At 37.0% G+C, this 15,535-nt stretch carries 13 protein-coding genes; 6 read left to right on the top strand and 7 right to left on the bottom strand.

Annotated features, from left to right (window positions below; all coding sequences use genetic code 11):
- Positions 1-530: 530 nt before the first annotated feature.
- Positions 531-3,062 carry a class III lanthionine synthetase LanKC N-terminal domain-containing protein gene (locus tag EKM67_RS09280; protein ID WP_125578740.1) on the bottom strand — a complete coding sequence of 844 codons (2,532 nt, stop codon included), beginning with the start codon at positions 3,060-3,062 and terminating at the stop codon, positions 531-533.
- Positions 3,063-3,220: 158 nt separating this feature from the next.
- Here EKM67_RS09280 and EKM67_RS09275 point away from each other — a divergent pair, with 158 nt between their 5' ends.
- The 3 genes from EKM67_RS09275 to EKM67_RS09265 all read left to right on the top strand — a co-directional run bounded on the left by EKM67_RS09275 (position 3,221) and on the right by EKM67_RS09265 (position 6,279).
- Positions 3,221-3,406 (top strand): hypothetical protein, encoded by a 186-nt coding sequence (locus EKM67_RS09275; protein WP_125578739.1) that lies wholly within the window; start codon positions 3,221-3,223, stop codon positions 3,404-3,406.
- A 58-nt stretch (positions 3,407-3,464) separates the two neighbouring features.
- The gene (locus EKM67_RS09270) at positions 3,465-5,066 is read left to right on the top strand and encodes an ABC transporter ATP-binding protein (RefSeq protein ID WP_125578738.1); all 1,602 of its coding nucleotides are present in this window, start codon (positions 3,465-3,467) and stop codon (positions 5,064-5,066) included.
- A 334-nt stretch (positions 5,067-5,400) separates the two neighbouring features.
- Positions 5,401-6,279, top strand: coding sequence for a helix-turn-helix domain-containing protein (locus EKM67_RS09265; RefSeq protein WP_164506634.1), 879 nt, complete (start codon positions 5,401-5,403; stop codon positions 6,277-6,279).
- Between the two features lie 975 nt (positions 6,280-7,254).
- Here EKM67_RS09265 and EKM67_RS09260 read toward each other — a convergent pair.
- Complete coding sequence (locus EKM67_RS09260) at positions 7,255-7,719, bottom strand: helix-turn-helix domain-containing protein (RefSeq protein ID WP_225417358.1); 465 nt, start codon at positions 7,717-7,719, stop codon at positions 7,255-7,257.
- 95 nt (positions 7,720-7,814) lie between these two features.
- Positions 7,815-8,519, bottom strand: a complete 705-nt coding sequence (locus EKM67_RS09255) for a hypothetical protein (RefSeq protein WP_057823718.1) — start codon at positions 8,517-8,519, stop codon at positions 7,815-7,817.
- 264 nt (positions 8,520-8,783) lie between these two features.
- On the opposite strand from EKM67_RS09255, the gene EKM67_RS09250 reads away from it, so the two are divergent.
- A complete protein-coding gene (locus EKM67_RS09250; protein ID WP_125578736.1) occupies positions 8,784-9,302 on the top strand; it encodes a hypothetical protein in 519 nt (172 codons plus the stop codon).
- A 230-nt stretch (positions 9,303-9,532) separates the two neighbouring features.
- On the opposite strand, the gene EKM67_RS09245 is transcribed toward EKM67_RS09250, so the two are convergent.
- From EKM67_RS09245 to EKM67_RS09230, 4 genes are all read right to left on the bottom strand, one after another.
- Positions 9,533-10,771, bottom strand: a complete 1,239-nt coding sequence (locus EKM67_RS09245; RefSeq protein ID WP_164506633.1) for an XRE family transcriptional regulator — start codon at positions 10,769-10,771, stop codon at positions 9,533-9,535.
- Between the two features lie 288 nt (positions 10,772-11,059).
- Positions 11,060-11,425: a hypothetical protein gene (locus tag EKM67_RS09240; RefSeq protein ID WP_057824527.1), complete on the bottom strand. Its 366-nt coding sequence runs from the start codon at positions 11,423-11,425 to the stop codon at positions 11,060-11,062.
- The gene (locus EKM67_RS09235; RefSeq protein WP_057824525.1) at positions 11,425-11,793 is read right to left on the bottom strand and encodes a DUF961 family protein; all 369 of its coding nucleotides are present in this window, start codon (positions 11,791-11,793) and stop codon (positions 11,425-11,427) included. The genes EKM67_RS09240 and EKM67_RS09235 overlap by 1 nt, the downstream gene beginning before the upstream one ends.
- A 452-nt stretch (positions 11,794-12,245) precedes the next feature.
- A complete protein-coding gene (locus EKM67_RS09230; RefSeq protein ID WP_057824523.1) occupies positions 12,246-12,512 on the bottom strand; it encodes a hypothetical protein in 267 nt (88 codons plus the stop codon).
- 252 nt (positions 12,513-12,764) lie between these two features.
- Here EKM67_RS09230 and EKM67_RS09225 point away from each other — a divergent pair, with 252 nt between their 5' ends.
- Together EKM67_RS09225 and EKM67_RS09220 are read left to right on the top strand one after the other, a co-directional pair.
- The gene (locus tag EKM67_RS09225) at positions 12,765-13,646 is read left to right on the top strand and encodes a helix-turn-helix domain-containing protein (RefSeq protein WP_057824520.1); all 882 of its coding nucleotides are present in this window, start codon (positions 12,765-12,767) and stop codon (positions 13,644-13,646) included.
- An 85-nt stretch (positions 13,647-13,731) separates the two neighbouring features.
- The gene (locus EKM67_RS09220; RefSeq protein WP_057824518.1) at positions 13,732-14,880 is read left to right on the top strand and encodes a site-specific integrase; all 1,149 of its coding nucleotides are present in this window, start codon (positions 13,732-13,734) and stop codon (positions 14,878-14,880) included.
- Positions 14,881-15,535 lie beyond the last annotated feature (655 nt).

The raw sequence follows: 15,535 nt of genomic DNA, 5'->3' as shown, positions 1-15,535 counted from the left end.
TCATAAGGGAGAGGCTTCCCTTTTTCAATTCCCAATAATTCATTTACACATAATTATTTAAACACTCAAGTTGATTTGAAGATGTATGGTAAATGTTATAAATTAACGCTAGTTGATATATCAATTCCACAACATGGTAGCAAATAAAAGCCACTATCCAATTTACAGATAGTGACACATACGTCTCGACAGAAGTTAGATTGAATTTTATGTATTTTGGATGGTTGCCATAATGGCTGCCATCCTTTTATATTTCTTGGTATTTAGTGGTTGCCCGACCAAACAAAAAACCAGCAACCACGGCGTTTTAACGCTGCGTGGTCACTGGTTAATATCAGTTAGTGGGTGGCCAGGGGATTGAGCTCGGATTTCTCTCAAACGCGTGTACACCGGTACTTTGAAGGATAAATTCGTGGTGATGATCCTTTGTGACGGTCAATTTGACGGTCATAGATCAATAAAAGATTGAAGCTTGTCGAGGCGTGTGTGTCGCTATCTGTGAAAATGGATAGCGATTTTTTGTCTATTGATTATTTCGTATAAGAAGCGCCTTTTAGAGTGTGGATGATTCCTAAACTACCGGTTAAAAAAGAATTATCATTATTATCAATACTAAGGGAATTTGACCAAGAACACTTGCCGTTTTGAGTGCATACTCCCTCAACGAGAAGATTATTAAGGCGCTGTTTCAATATTTCAGTTTTATTATTAGTGAAAGATATTTTGCTTAATGCTAATAATATCCCAGCGTAACCGGTTGCTACATTAAATCCAACGGTGTTAGTTTTGTAGAGGGTTGTAATAATTTGATTAACGATTTCGCTAGCCGCCTTGTTGTCTGTGTAGCTGGAGTATTCATCAATAAATAACATATTTCCTGCAAGACCATTGCTTAAACCAAAAAATCCATTTGGTGAAACGCTGGTTTGTGGAATGATAATTTTATCGGATATAAAAGTCACTGAGTTTACAATCCGCTGCCATATGAGCTGACATATTTTTTTTGATTCAATGTTTTGTGTGGCCCTAGCATACTCTATTAAAAAGATGCCAATACCTGAAATTCCATATCCAAGGTCAATTGTAGACTCGTTTAATGGTATTCCTGAAGACGCTCCAATATCCCACGTTACTTCACCACTCATATCGGTGTACATTCTAGACTGAATATTGTTATAGACAATATTGACGATTTTCTCTTTGATTTGTTTGATTTCTGGAGTGGGAGAATTATTCATGCTTCTAAGTATAGTTATCCCGATGCCAGAAATACCATATAGAATTCCAATCGGGAATTTATTGTAATCAAAAGTTAAAAAAGCTTGTAGCCACATTGCTTCATAATTAATAAATTGTTGTCTATATAAATCATGATCTTGTACAACTTTTTCTATTAGGTTAATCAAATAGATGTCACCTTTTATAAGATTGTGTGGACGAAGCTCATCAAACGGGTGAACCAATAAATAATTTTTAAGATAGCCAAGTAACTCAGTAAATTCTGGAATTGAGTGTTTTTCTTTTACAAAATGTGAAAGAGGAAGTATCAATTCTAAATTCAGCTTTTGTTGATAAAATTGGTTTGTAAGAATATGTGTTGGATATTTCAATGGAAGTTCACCCATGTGGGCCGCTATTGAATAATTTGTTATGCCGGTATTCTCATGAGTTACTGTGCTTAATAGTTCTGAAATAGTACTATCTGAGGTATCAATATTGTTCATTAATTTAATGCCAATAGCTGCTAGTTGCCTTTCTTGTTGATTTAGATTAAGCGGTAAGGTTAGGTTCTGTAATCGCTTAATAAACTGCGAACGTGTTTTTCCGTCGGTCATTTCTGGGGAAACAGGAACAATTTTTGTTGTGATTAAGAAAATTATAGCTCCTAGGGCATAGCTGTCCGCAAACTGACTACTTCCGGCGTCCGTTCGTTCTTTAATGTGAAGAGGAAAAAAGCCGGGAGAACCACCAGGCAAAGGATTTGCACTCCCTATCTTGCATGATAATTCAAAGTCGATTAAATGTGGTTTTAGATTGCTATCAATAATGATGTTATAGGCAGATAAATCTCTAAAAATAAATCCTGCTTTGTGTAACATACACAGTTGCTGATGTATCTGTACTATTAGTTTGAGTGGGTCTTTAATGATTCTAGTTTTATTTAAGTAGAGCAGATTAAAAAGCTTTTCCCCAACTATCTCTTCCTGCACTTCATAGAAATTATTTCCATTAGTGAAGTAATCATATACTTTTGGATGCTCAACATATTTTGGCAGTTGATTCAAAACAGTCACTTCGTTCAGAAAACGATCTGCACCAGAAGTGTGATGTCCATCAACCATCAACTCGCCTAGACCTTGTTTAAGAATTCTGACAGCATTGTTCTGAATAATATGAAAAACTGCTCCCTTAGAATTTCTACTGATTAGTTGTAAGTTATTAATACCGTGACTTGCAAAATCAATATCTGAGTTGTTGGAGCTTACTTTGCTGAGCTCAATAAATTGTGGGGTATCAATCCAATTGGGCTTAAAGTGATTAATTGCTCGAATATCTGGAACTATTTTCCCATGATTGTTAAACAGAGACGGTACTTCAGCGCCAAAAGTATCGTATTCTTTAATCTTGGTGAATGCCCCGTAGCGTAAAAATAGGCTCGTATCACCAAAACGGATATCTGTTGGAATTATTGGAATAGGCGTGGATTGAGTGACTGGTGCTATACGAAGGCACAGCTGTGCTAGTCCTTTTTCAGACTGATCCACTGGATAAATTGTAATCATCTTTCCAGTAACTAAATAACCATTACGACCGTAGATCATATTTAGCATATTATGATGAGTGGAGGGAATCTTAAATGAGAAGCTGGGTCTACTACTACATTCTTTAATAAGGGCAAACAGCACCTTTTCAAAATTATCAGGTGTACAAGAAATGTGTATTTTCCATCCCTGTAGTGGTAATGGGTTGTTAATGTCCATTGCGTAAATCCACTGATCATCCTTGCGCACGGTCATGTTTACTAAGATATTACTTAGTGTTGAAACATTTGGGTAAGCCATCTTACATCCTCCTCATTCCTACAATTACCTATAAATTTGTATACAAGTAAAATAAAAATTAAATTTAATTATATTTCTATTGACACAATTGTAATTTAGCATTACTATAATGTCAACATTCAATTTGAATATTAAAATCTTATTAGGAGGTCTTGTATATGACAAGTCAAAATGATTTAATTGTAACCACTCTACCTAAATCGACATCGCTGAGCAACGCAGTTGCAAACGAGAAACTTTACGCAGAGCCGATTAATGATTTCTTCTCTAAATCAACCACAACAGCAATCACCGACCAGGTTGTCTGCAAGGATGGTGGGATCACTTACGTTATAGAGAATTAATATCTTGTTTTTAGGCTAGGTGGTAAACACCTGGCTATTTTTTATTGAAGGAGTCCATATGCCAATATACCGATATCTACGAAATCATAGAATTCTCCTCGTTATCATTTTTGCAATCAGCATTGGCGGGCAAGTATGCGAAAATATTGGGTACATTTATCAGGGGAACGCGCTACAAAGCATTATTAAATTGGACTTGAATGCCTTTATCAGATTCGGGCTGACCGAAGTTGTGTTAATGCTCATCTATTTTGTTTCTTCTGGTGCGAACTCAATTGTTCAGTCTGGTCTAAAGCAAGTCATGGATAATGAGATTAGGAATGATATTTCAGCTAAAATGGAATCAATTTCGTTTGAAAAATTTCATTCCAATAATAGCAGTGTTTATACATCTTGGCTGACGAATGATATTAATCAGATCAATAGCAGTGGCTTCAGCGCCTTTTTCACGAACATGTCATCCGTTGTAATGATCGTTGTTTCCGCAGCTACACTTGCGACTGTCAGTTATACCTATCTTGTCACACTAATAATCGGTGGATTACTGATTTATTTTGCCCCGTTTTTCTTCAAAAAAATTCAACAACGATCTTCAGAACGTGTTGCAAGCACAAACTCTGAATTTACAAGCGTTGTTAACGATAGTTTTGAAGGATTCAATTCCTTATATTCATTGAATGCTTTGCATATCATTGGTCAACGAATCATTGCTTCTGCACAAAACGTCAAAAAAGTAAACGTACGAAATTCAATTATTGGTGGTTCTGTCAATCTGGCCATTAACCTGGTGAGTTTGTTTTGTCAACTCGCAATTCTTGGACAAACAGGATGGTTAGTCTATCAGCATCAAGTCAATGTGGGCGCACTGTTTTCGTCTATCACAGTGGCAAGTGGTGTTTTTAATGGTTTGATCATGCTGAGCTATAATTCTTCAACGATTCGTGGCGTTTTGCCGATTTTTACTAAGTTTGATCAATTTATTAGCAATCAATCTGGACATGAGTTAACAACTTTACCTAGTGATAATACTGTTAAGATTGAAAATCTCACCTATCATTATCCCAATGGTACTGAGCATATTCTGAATCAATTCACGTATACCTTCCAATCGGGCGGTAAATATGCTGTGATTGGAGAATCTGGTCGTGGGAAAAGTACATTATTAAATATTTTGACTGGACGTTTGACTGGGTATGAGGGGAGCGTGATGATCGGTGGGATTGAATATCGCACAATTGATCCATTAACGCTGACCAAAAAAATTGTTTATCTTGATCAAGATCCTTATATTTTCGATGATACCTTGCGATTTAATTTGACCATCGGACGTGAGATCAGCGACGAAATGCTAATGGAAGTTCTTAAAGAGACACAATTAGAGTCATGGCTTGCAGGGTTATCTGAAGGGTTGAACACCAAATTGACACAGCATGGTGATAATCTGTCTGGTGGGCAAAGACAACGAATTGCGTTGGCCCGTGGTTTACTAGGACATCCTGCTATCTTATTACTTGATGAAGGCACTTCTGCCTTGAATCCAGTGATGGCCAATGCGATTGAGCAAATGTTGATTCATCGAAAAGAAATGACATTGATCATGATCACGCACCATCTACGCCCCGAATTAGCGGAAACGTTAGACGATGTGGTGGCGTTATAAAAATGGAATTATGATATTGAAAAATGGAGACAAGCATTCGTTTAGAATGTTTATCTCCATTTATGTTTGAAATCCAAGTTACCTTTTAATTAATGATAGGGCAATTGTTCTACCGGATCTTCACTTTGAAGCTTAGATATTTTCTGTACCGAAGCAACAGAGGTGGGAGGAGTACTTTGATTAAGACTATTAAATGTTATATAATTAGCACTTGATAGTGTTAAGCTAGCCAAGAAAGCAACGATGATCTTTTTCATAATAATTCACATACCTTTCTTTTTCTATTAATAATACCATAATATAATAAAATTAAAACATTGTTAGGAGAATTATTTTGATTGATGGGGAAAAGTTACGTAAAAAAAGAGTTGAATTGGGTTTTTCCCAAACAGAACTAGCAGCTGGTATCACAACTCAAGCTACGATTAGCTCACTGGAACGCAACGCTAGTGTTCCTAGCAGTGATATTTTAATGCGGATTACCACAAGATTAGGCATGAAACCAACTGAGGTAATCTCAGGTGATAGTAATGTAGCAATTGAGCAACAACTATCTGAGGCAGACCGTCTCAGCATGAACTATCAATATGAAAAGTTATTAGAAGTTTTGGATGACATGGAGAATATTGCGGAACCGGAACAACAGGCTCATTATTTGTTTTTAAAAACAAATGCACAGATGTGGCTAACGAAAAACTTTGATGATGCCATCTTTGGTTATAGCAGAATTCTACAGCTACCCGATACTAGAATGAGCATTTATTCCATTGTGGCGACTTGCGAACTCGGTGTTTGTTACATTAACAAAAATAATGATCTTGAGAAGGCTGGTTATTATTTTGATCAAGTCGAGACAATGATGGTACAAACCGATTTAGATGAATATCCGTTTTGGGCACTTTTTCTATATGCCAATTTAAGTAAATATTATTCGAGTGATAAAAAAGATGACAAAGTTTTTAAAATCCTTGATACTGCCATCAAATTTGCTCAGAAACATCATACAACATATTTTCTTGATCAGTATTATTATCTCTATGCCGCAGAGATCAAAAATCAAGCTGGTAAGTGGACTGAATCGGCTAGTCTCTATTTATTGCAGGCATACACATTTGCGAAATTTAATAGTGACGATGTCGCTTTGAGTAAAGCTGAGGGTTATCTAAAAGAAATTGATATTGATGTCAGTAAGCTCTTTAAGCAGGATATGTAAAGCATTATCAGAGATTAACAACGATAGAGTTAGCTATGTGGTTCCCCGAAAAACCTCAAGCACTTCCTTTAGCTGTGCCTTAATTTCAGATTATTTTTACCAGTCCTTGAATCAGTCTGCGTATAACTAAATAGAATCCAGAAAATTTATGTAATCACATTCAAACTGATGAATGTGATTTTTTTGTTCCTATTAAGATTGGGTTGTCTGTGGATAAAAGTCTACAAACAGTTATTGCGTTAAGCCGATATCGTTGATTACCAGTCTTCGCTCCTGTGCCAATCATTAATCATCTCATCATGTTCCGCTAACACTGCGGCGAGTATTTTTTCTTGTCGTGGTTTCATCTCTGAACCGTTAACCAGTGTATCTAATAAGATTGTGCCTATTGCTTTATCGAGCTCACGTGTGATAGCAATCGTTGATCCGTATTGATGGGCTAAGGCATTAAATGCTTCTGGTAATTGATCGTGTTTGTTGGCTTGCTCTAAGTCTTTTTCTGATCTTTGCGAATAGAAAGAATGGTTATAAGTCCTTGAATACGCTAGTAAAGTAGTTTAGGCCAATTCGGGTCACACATAATTTGGCAAAGTGACCGTGTATGGTTTTAGACATTTGCAGTGTTCGTCGTATTTTCTGAAAGTACGACGATCATTTACGCGTTTTAGGTAATGTTCGGTCATATTTTAGACAAACAAAAAACCAGTTAAACGTCCTCAATATTTCCCACTATTCGTGATTTCAATGATCTTCTCTTTCACACGCGCATACTTATCATCACGATTACTAATTCGTTTACGCTTGTCGTGATAAGTCGCCTTCTTTAGGTCAATGTCCTTAAGGATATCTTCGATTTTATAACGTTCAGACTTGGGAAGCTTAGCTTGGTCAGCTCTGATCCGATCAACTATTTGTGTTTCGCGTCGTCCTTTGAAGGTCCGAACAGAGCTATTGATTTTTTTAGAATATCATTCTCTAACCTTGCCTCGTATAAGTCTTTATTTTTTGAATAAGCTCTGCACGCAGTCGTTCAACTTCTTTTTGTTTTTCTGGAGATAATGTTGGTTTCTTCTTCTGTTTCAATTTGGCTGGCCTACCTTGTTGATGAGACCGTAAAGCTTCAACACCGTCGTGATTAGATTTAGTTCGCCAAATACTAATTTGACAGGCTGAAATATCGTACTTTGTGGCGACAGTGGCTAAAGACTCATCATGAGTTTGGTAGTAGTCTATCACACTTAGTTTGAAATCAGTAGAAAACTTTCGTTTACTTGTCTTTCGTTTCAAAGTTTCGACGCCGCCTAAGCGATACCTCTGAATCCAATACTGAATCTGACGTTGAGGTACCTGATACTTCTGAGCAAGTTCAACCACACTCATCTTGTCGTTAAAATATTGACCAACGACTTGTGCTTTTAACTCAGGATTATATTTGACCATACAAAAAGTGCCTCATAATCATTAGACTGTTTGTCTAACAATTATGAAGCACTTCAACTTTATGAATTTTCTATTTAGCTTGTTTATTTAACCGATTATCTAGTGAGGCAGTGGAGTAATTCGTGATAGGCAATTGTTAGCAATCTTTGATTATTTTCCAACGAATGTCGAAGTAGAAAAAAAGATTCATTAACAAGAAGAAACGATATATATCCTAAAAAGGATAGACCGATGATAATTAGTGTAATGAACACTGGAAGTGTTGCAAATTTATATAGTAGAAGAGAAAAGGGTAATGAAATTATCAGAACAAGCTTTAACAATTGTGACACGCTTGTTTGCTGATCGCGTTTTAGCTGATTCAACTTCTTTGATAAAGATTCAATATTAGATTCTATCGTACGTCTTGTTAGTACAGTAATGTCAGCCTCGCTGGTGGTATTTGCGTCAGGAATAAAGTTCTGTATTAATTCTGACATTGTTTGATAATACTTTTTTGTATCTGTTTCGGATTTCTGTAATCGCAGTGAGTGTATAACAGCGTACAATGATAAAAAAGATAGTAAAAACAGAAGCACGCTAATATAAATACTTGTGATGCTTAATTCTATGTTGAAAATTAATTGAATAAAGAGGATTGAAAAACTAAACGCAAAAAGTAATGTTCCCACGAAACCAGAAAAGATAATTGATTTTCGTGCATATCGATTGTTTTTCAAGGCCAGCTGAACTACAGAGCGATAAAGATTATTGTTGTTTTCAAACTCTTCGAAGTTTTGGTTCTTTTGATGCTGATCCATATTTATTTCCTCCAAGTACATAAGAATGGGTATAAGTTAGTATATCATAGACATTGATTAAAAAACTAGATGCGTAGATAGATTACCGTGCGTTTAATAGGTGCTAATCTTGAAGTGAATTTTTAGTGAATGCGTGAGTATTAGAAGGTGGTTTCAATAGCTCCCACCAATGTTTTATAAACATAAAATGATTGACATTTCCGCCTTAAGTGATATTATTATCTTATAGTTGTAACCGCTTACTACTTTGAGGGGGAGTTAAAGATGAAGAAGGGTCGTACGTTATTTGCAATCGTGTTAATTGCATTTGTTGGTTTGTTTAGTTTGTCAAGTATCAAAGATCGGGGAGTTGTCAAAGCTGCGCATATTCCTTCCACAACAGTTTGGGCAGTAAAGTCAAAGGAATATACCGGGAGATCTTACGGAAGTTGGAGAAATGGTCCATCTGCAAGAGGCGCAGGAACACTTTCATTCACAAGACAAACGGGTTATAGCAGATCCTTTTCGGGTTCAATATCGGGTGATATTCCTGTGGGTAAAGCAAAACTCAATGCGGCATTTGGAGTGAATATTACTTCAAGTCATACTTTTGGTACATCATTCTCAATTAAGATACCAAAAAATCAAAGAAAAATAATAATTTACCGTCCAAAATATAAGGTTTATAGAGTTAAGCAAATTGGAACGCTATACATTCGTTCTAGAAAAACATCTACGGTTTCAACCAAATATGCAACCGTTAGAATTGCAGATGGTTGGGATTATAGTTCGAAAAACATTTAAATTGAACAACCGGGAATGAATGTCACTATTAATTAGGTTACAACTTCGCCAGAAGTCAATTAGAAGGGGCCAGCGACTCCTTCCATACATATAATAAATAAATGAGCGTTATTTAAAAATTCAAGTAATCACATTCAAACTACTGAATGTGATTTTTCATTAAGACCGAAAATACGACCATCTCTGGGCAACGGTTGTAAATTCGCATTTTATTGAAATTAATGCAATGATTACCAGTCTTCGTTCCCGTGCCAATCCCTATCCTTAACTATTTCATCATGTTCCGCTAACGCCGCGGCGAGTATTTTTTCTTGTCGTGGTTTCATCTTTGAACCATTGACCAAAGTATCCAATAAGGCGGTGCCCATTGCTTTATCGAGCTCACGCGTGATGGCAATCGTTGATCCATATTGATGGGCTAGGGTATTGAATGATTTTTGGAAATCATATTTCCTTGGCTTCGTGACGAGCTTGACTTTTTCTACGTCCTTAAGAAGATCTAACCAATCCTGCGAAATTTGCCATTCATTTCTAGGAATATTAGCTTGTTTCGGCCAATCTAATAACGTTACGTAATGATCGATCACACCGAGAACTAACCACATGTTATCTGCACATTCTAAGAACTTAACGGCAATATCTTCCGCATAATCATTTTTGAAACGGACTTCATAACGATTTTTGATTGCCTCATCTTCTGGTAACTGATCATATTTGTCTGCCTGCTCTTGATCTTTCTCATAGAAGACAATGCGAAGGTTTGATTTTGGTGTGCCGAAGTAAATGGTTTCACCAGTGGTATAGGCAATGTCATCATTATCATCACTTGGTGTTAGTCCGGCGAAGTTACCACTATATTTTTTAAACTGACTACTGAAATTTCCTTGCTTAACACGGTTGATCACATCAGGGATATTTAGGATCGGCAGGTAATCATTGATCGCGATATCGATCCGTTTGAAAACGCCGTTGTTGTGTAAGCAGACTGCGAAGAAATTCGTCCATTCTAGCCCATCTTCACCGAATACTTGCTCATATTCACGACAACCTTGCCCCGTTAGCTCAATGAGTACACCTTGTGAGGCTTTATTTGGATCAGACAAAACCTTGATGTTACCATAACCGAGAACCTGCGGATAATATTTGGCGCTGTAATCTTCAGTCGTAAAGAATTCTGGTTGTAGATTTAAGATTTTTGTAATCACCTCCTCTGGCGTGAAACCATTGAAGCGAACTTTGATGTAGTCGAAGATCGCGTCTAGTGGGTTACCGTGATTGATCAACCACGGCATGAATTGATTGATCCTTTTTAAAACTTCTCCAGTTGGCAGACGAGTGCCTTTTTCGTAACGTGATAATGTTGAACGTTCAATATTAAGAATATCTGCTAAGGTCTGTTGTGAAAGCTGATTACGTTTGCGATAGTCTTTTAGTGCTTGGTTTAGGGGGATATCTTCGAGCTCTCTCATTGTTGTACACTTCGCTTTCCTTGAATCTTTTGGCTTTGCCTGACACATTTTTTGATTATTTTTGTGACGGCTACTAACGTTGATATAACAGTATTTGACCATCACTTTTACTTGTTTTTCTTGATTTCAACCCCCGTGTTACAGTTGGGGGTTGAAGGCGGCGGCATTCGCCGCCGAGTCGCTAACGCTCCCGAAAATGATACATTTCCGTCCACTACACCGACACGTGCCTTAAGCTACCGCCGGCACTGTCCGCAGGATACCTGCTCCCGTCTGTGTTACGCGCCACTAGCTTTTTTCTTGGCCGTCCACTTTTCTTAAGCCAGTGATTTTGATTTGAAAGAAGTTATCGACTTCTTTTCTAGTCGGATCAGGGAGGATAGAAAAAGGATTAAACTCAGCGCCGATCAAGGTCACTTCATCTCCGAAAACAAAGTTGCCTTCTAATCTACCAACGAGGGTGACGATCACGGCACCATGAAAGTTCTGACTATATAATTCAATTCGTGTTGACTCAACTTCATCTGGGTCGATGTCACCAGTCAAATCTTCAGGGTGATACTCGGTAAGCACTTTCTGAAATTCTATTCTTCCAAGCGTTTCATCAATCTCTGGATAAAACTTTTTTGGATCAATCCCAAAGGTGGTTGTCATTAGCTTTCCTCCGTAAACTTGAGATCATTGGCAATGATGATCAATAGCGATTTAGCTTTATAGCAAGTATCGCCGTCTTCGCTTTGATAACGATCAATCAATGATCTAACTTGTATTGTTGGATTGACAAGTTCACACGGCTTATCAAAGTTGAGATCACTAATTTTATTCGCGCGATTTGAGATAAAAACGTGAGTGGCACCTGCTTGTACTTCTGATCCGAGTTCGTAACATCGATATTTTAAAATTTTGATTGATCGTCCGCGTTCAGACTGATTATCGTATTGATCTAATGCTGGGGTGGCATTGCGAAAAGTGAGTTTTCCCAATGTTTTTTCAACATTAAATTTTACCGTATCAAAATCCATAACCTCGCTTCTTTCTTGCTCTGAATTGATGAATCGCTCCGCTCATATCATCGCGCTTCGTCTATGTAGATGGATCTTATTCATAGATGTAGGTGTCTTAACCGATCAACCGTTTCAACGGTATAGCATGCAGTTTTTTATACAGCACGGCCAGTGTGTGTACTAAACACCCTGAACTCTACGTTTTTCTTAATGGTACTCGCAACCCGCGGCGAATGCGTCTTGACTAATTCTCAGTATCGACTAGAATGATAGTGTCAGTTATTATCCTAGGTGTTTGAGTCGTCAATTCGGCTTAAATGCCTTTTTTATTTAGTTGTCAAAGATCGATTGAGACTAAGGACTTACCGTCTCAGCTCAACAATTGAACGCTGGCGATCAACCGCTGAATCAAACGATAATTAAGATAGGTGTTGCTTGCATTGCTCGCCTCGACAGCGCTTTGCTTATTTTTAGAACTCGTGTGCTTTACAATACTGATCTAATGTTGCTTTGTCATACCGCTCAATATTTTCTAGAGACACTCTAGGAATATTGAGTTTTTTAAAACTGGTCACGGAAATGCTTAGGTAATCTGCCGCTTGTTTCTGGTTCAGGTACTGCGGATAAGCTTGTTGCTGGATCAAAGCTTGGAACGCTTGTTGTGCTGATTTGATGAACATCAAACTAATTTCTGCTTGTACTTCATCTGGAAGTGCAAATTTCATCTCGCTGGCCATTTGGATCATCCCCCCTGTGTGTATAAATTAATACTTTTAGTATTAACAAATAATCCCTGATGTATCGGTTAATTCACTTTAAAATAACACGATTATTAACATTTTTATTTTACATCGGGATAATAAAGATTGTCAAGCAAAATAACTCATTTCTTAATACGATCATTATTTTCTGTTTTGTATGATTAAACAGAATGCTATGCTATAATAGTCAATAATTAACACGTTACGTTTGTAGGAAGGAGGATACTAATGAACGTTGATAAGATTGAGGTAGGTAATCGCATTCGTGCCATTCGTGAGAAACTCAATTACAGTATGAACGACTTTAGCATTTTGATTGATTCAAAGAAGAGTACAGTAAATAGTTGGGAACGTGGGCTAGCAATTCCAAAAGAGAATATGCTAAAGAAAATTGCACTTTTAGGGAAAGTTTCGATAGACGAGATTCTCTATGGATCTCCAAAGGAATATATTAAGAAACTAGTAGGATTGCATTTTCCCAACGTTGAACTAACGAGCAAACAATACAGGGAACTTACAGAAGCGATAATCTCCAATGATTTTAGTTATGAAAATGATTTGTATACCGTTTTACAAATCACTAAATATATTGAGACATTAAATTCAAAGGTTGAACCGATTTTTTATTTGAAGACTAGTTTGCACAGCACTTATATTTCTATGTCCAGATATGAAAAACAGATAGATTATTTTTTATCAGTTGATGTTAAACGAAATATTGTTCATATTATGCCCTTTACATTTCAACCATTTGATCTTAATTTGTTTATCAAATTAATTACAACTGATCCTGCAATAGTTGAAGCCTTCAATGAACATTTACCAGACATAAATGTGAATATGAAGGCACCACTTCATCTGATTGCTTATGATATGACGAAAAATAGTCGGATGAATGAACGTTTTTTCTTTTTTAATACAACGACCAAAAAGTACGATTGCTTAAAAGAGGCAGAAGAACTTGAAGAACACTTTGGTGAGGAACTACCTCTGAGCTTTCTGTTTCAAAAAGAGATTCTTAAAGAGATATGGTTTCAACAAGCGGGTTTCTCGAGATTAACATCAATGACGCTTGATACAAAGAAATTCATCGAAGAAAATAAATTATGATTTAATTTTTTTGAAACGTTATTAAACCTACCTTTCTATACATAGCACGCCTCGACAGCGCTTTAGCTATGGAAGGTTGATAGATATGGCATCATATAAGCAATATGAAACGAAGCAAGGTAAAAAGCTCTGGAAATTTGATATTTATTTAGGAACTGATCTGCAAACTGGGAAACCTAAGCATACTGTTCGCAGAGGTTTCAACACAAAAAAAGAAGCCTCGCTTGCGGCGTCTAGATTGGAATTAGAGGCCTCGCGTGGCGCTATCGTGAAAGATAACAATATTAGTTTTCAGACGGTCTATGAGCAATGGTATCAAGCCTATGTAAATACGGTCGGTGAGAGTACTTGGAATAGAACGGCGGGTATGTTTGATAATCATATCTTACCGGCCTTAGGGAAATATCGAATCAGAACAATCACAATTGCACAAATACAAAGGGCAGTCAATGATTGGTTTAAAATTGCGGCGCGCAACTACAAGCGTTGGTACAATTATGTCGTCGATGTTTTCGAATTTGCCATCAAGCATGGCTATCTTGAAAAGAATGTTGCCAAACTGATTACAGTACCAAAGAAACGTGAGTCTGCAGGAGATAAGTTTGAAAATTTCTGGGACAAAGACCAGTTGGCTGAATTTTTTAGTTATCTTGATCCAACGTTGGAAATGGAGAAGTACACCTTATTTAGAGTATACGCCTTCTGTGGCGTGCGTCGTGGCGAAGCTCTAGCGTTGACATGGAATGATATCTCATTTAAAGACAGTACGATGCGGATCAATAAGACGCTGACACAAGGCGAAAAGGGTAGACAGATCATTCAGGCGCCGAAGACGAGAAATTCAAGGCGTACCATTGATTTAGATCCTAAAACGCTCAATGATCTTAAAGAATGGAAGACGATTCAGAAACGTAAATATTTGATGTTAGGATTTAACACACTCCAGCCTAATCAATTGATCTTTGCAAATAACAAAAATGGTTATAAGTCTTTGAATACACCGGCAAAGTGGCTTAAGTCAATTCGGGTCGCACATAACTTGACCAAAGTGACTGTGCATGGTTTTAGGCATTCGCATTGTTCGGCGCTATTTTCTGCAGGTGCAACGATCAAGGAAGTTCAGATGAGACTCGGTCATGCGGATGTGGCAACGACGTTAAATATTTATACGCACGTCACCAAAAATCAAAATAAAGAGGTCGCAAATAAGTTAGCGCATTATCTTGATTTCTGATTTCGTGACGGTCAAATTGACGGTCATCTGGTGGTGATTTCTGAGAATCAATGATATCGAGGGGGAACAAAAAACCAGCAACCACGGCGTTTTAACGCTGCGTGATTACTGGTTAATATCAGTAAATGGGTGGCCAGGGGATCGAACCCTGGACCCACGGATTAAGAGAATGATAATTGTTGTTTTTTGTGTATAAACGATGTTACATAGGCTTTTAATTTATCAATATTATGAATATTATCGCCTTTAACTGTCAAAGTAGGCGATTTTTAGACAGCGGGAACCATAAGAATTAAATCACAACGGTGTACAATTGCTTTACGTAAAGTTAATTAACACTGTTAAAATTATCATTTGGTATTTTTTTTCATTTGGTGTATTCAATATTGCAATGGTAGGATGTGAAACGCCTTTATAATTTTCATGCGAAGTTTTACTTAAGAATGATATCGTTACAACGCTGCTTATTGTTGTTGTAACGATAAATAAACAAGGGTTCACTTTAGTTTAGCGGTCACAACGTATGAGTAATATAGATAGCTCGTTGTGTTAGTACATAAATAAAAATATTTATCTGGAGCCTTGATTGTGCGATAATCCCTTTATGGTTGTCAGATGAAATACAATAATTCATCTAACAACTATGGAGGGATTT

This window comes from Lapidilactobacillus mulanensis, from assembly GCF_003946215.1.
Lineage (GTDB): Bacteria > Bacillota > Bacilli > Lactobacillales > Lactobacillaceae > Lapidilactobacillus > Lapidilactobacillus mulanensis.
The sequence above is the reverse complement of the archived record's forward strand: the minus strand, read 5'-3'. Positions and strand labels throughout refer to the sequence as shown.

Excerpts from the sequence above, each read along its gene's own strand:
- EKM67_RS09280 (WP_125578740.1), bottom strand. The coding sequence starts at position 3,062 with ATGGCTTACCCAAATGTTTCAACACTAAGTAATATCTTAGTAAACATG.
- EKM67_RS09275 (WP_125578739.1), top strand. The coding sequence starts at position 3,221 with ATGACAAGTCAAAATGATTTAATTGTAACCACTCTACCTAAATCGACA.
- EKM67_RS09270 (WP_125578738.1), top strand. The coding sequence starts at position 3,465 with ATGCCAATATACCGATATCTACGAAATCATAGAATTCTCCTCGTTATC.
- EKM67_RS09260 (WP_225417358.1), bottom strand. The coding sequence starts at position 7,719 with ATGGTCAAATATAATCCTGAGTTAAAAGCACAAGTCGTTGGTCAATAT.
- EKM67_RS09255 (WP_057823718.1), bottom strand. The coding sequence starts at position 8,519 with ATGGATCAGCATCAAAAGAACCAAAACTTCGAAGAGTTTGAAAACAAC.
- EKM67_RS09250 (WP_125578736.1), top strand. The coding sequence starts at position 8,784 with ATGAAGAAGGGTCGTACGTTATTTGCAATCGTGTTAATTGCATTTGTT.
- EKM67_RS09245 (WP_164506633.1), bottom strand. The coding sequence starts at position 10,771 with ATGAGAGAGCTCGAAGATATCCCCCTAAACCAAGCACTAAAAGACTAT.
- EKM67_RS09240 (WP_057824527.1), bottom strand. The coding sequence starts at position 11,425 with ATGACAACCACCTTTGGGATTGATCCAAAAAAGTTTTATCCAGAGATT.
- EKM67_RS09235 (WP_057824525.1), bottom strand. The coding sequence starts at position 11,793 with ATGGATTTTGATACGGTAAAATTTAATGTTGAAAAAACATTGGGAAAA.
- EKM67_RS09230 (WP_057824523.1), bottom strand. The coding sequence starts at position 12,512 with ATGGCCAGCGAGATGAAATTTGCACTTCCAGATGAAGTACAAGCAGAA.
- EKM67_RS09225 (WP_057824520.1), top strand. The coding sequence starts at position 12,765 with ATGAACGTTGATAAGATTGAGGTAGGTAATCGCATTCGTGCCATTCGT.
- EKM67_RS09220 (WP_057824518.1), top strand. The coding sequence starts at position 13,732 with ATGGCATCATATAAGCAATATGAAACGAAGCAAGGTAAAAAGCTCTGG.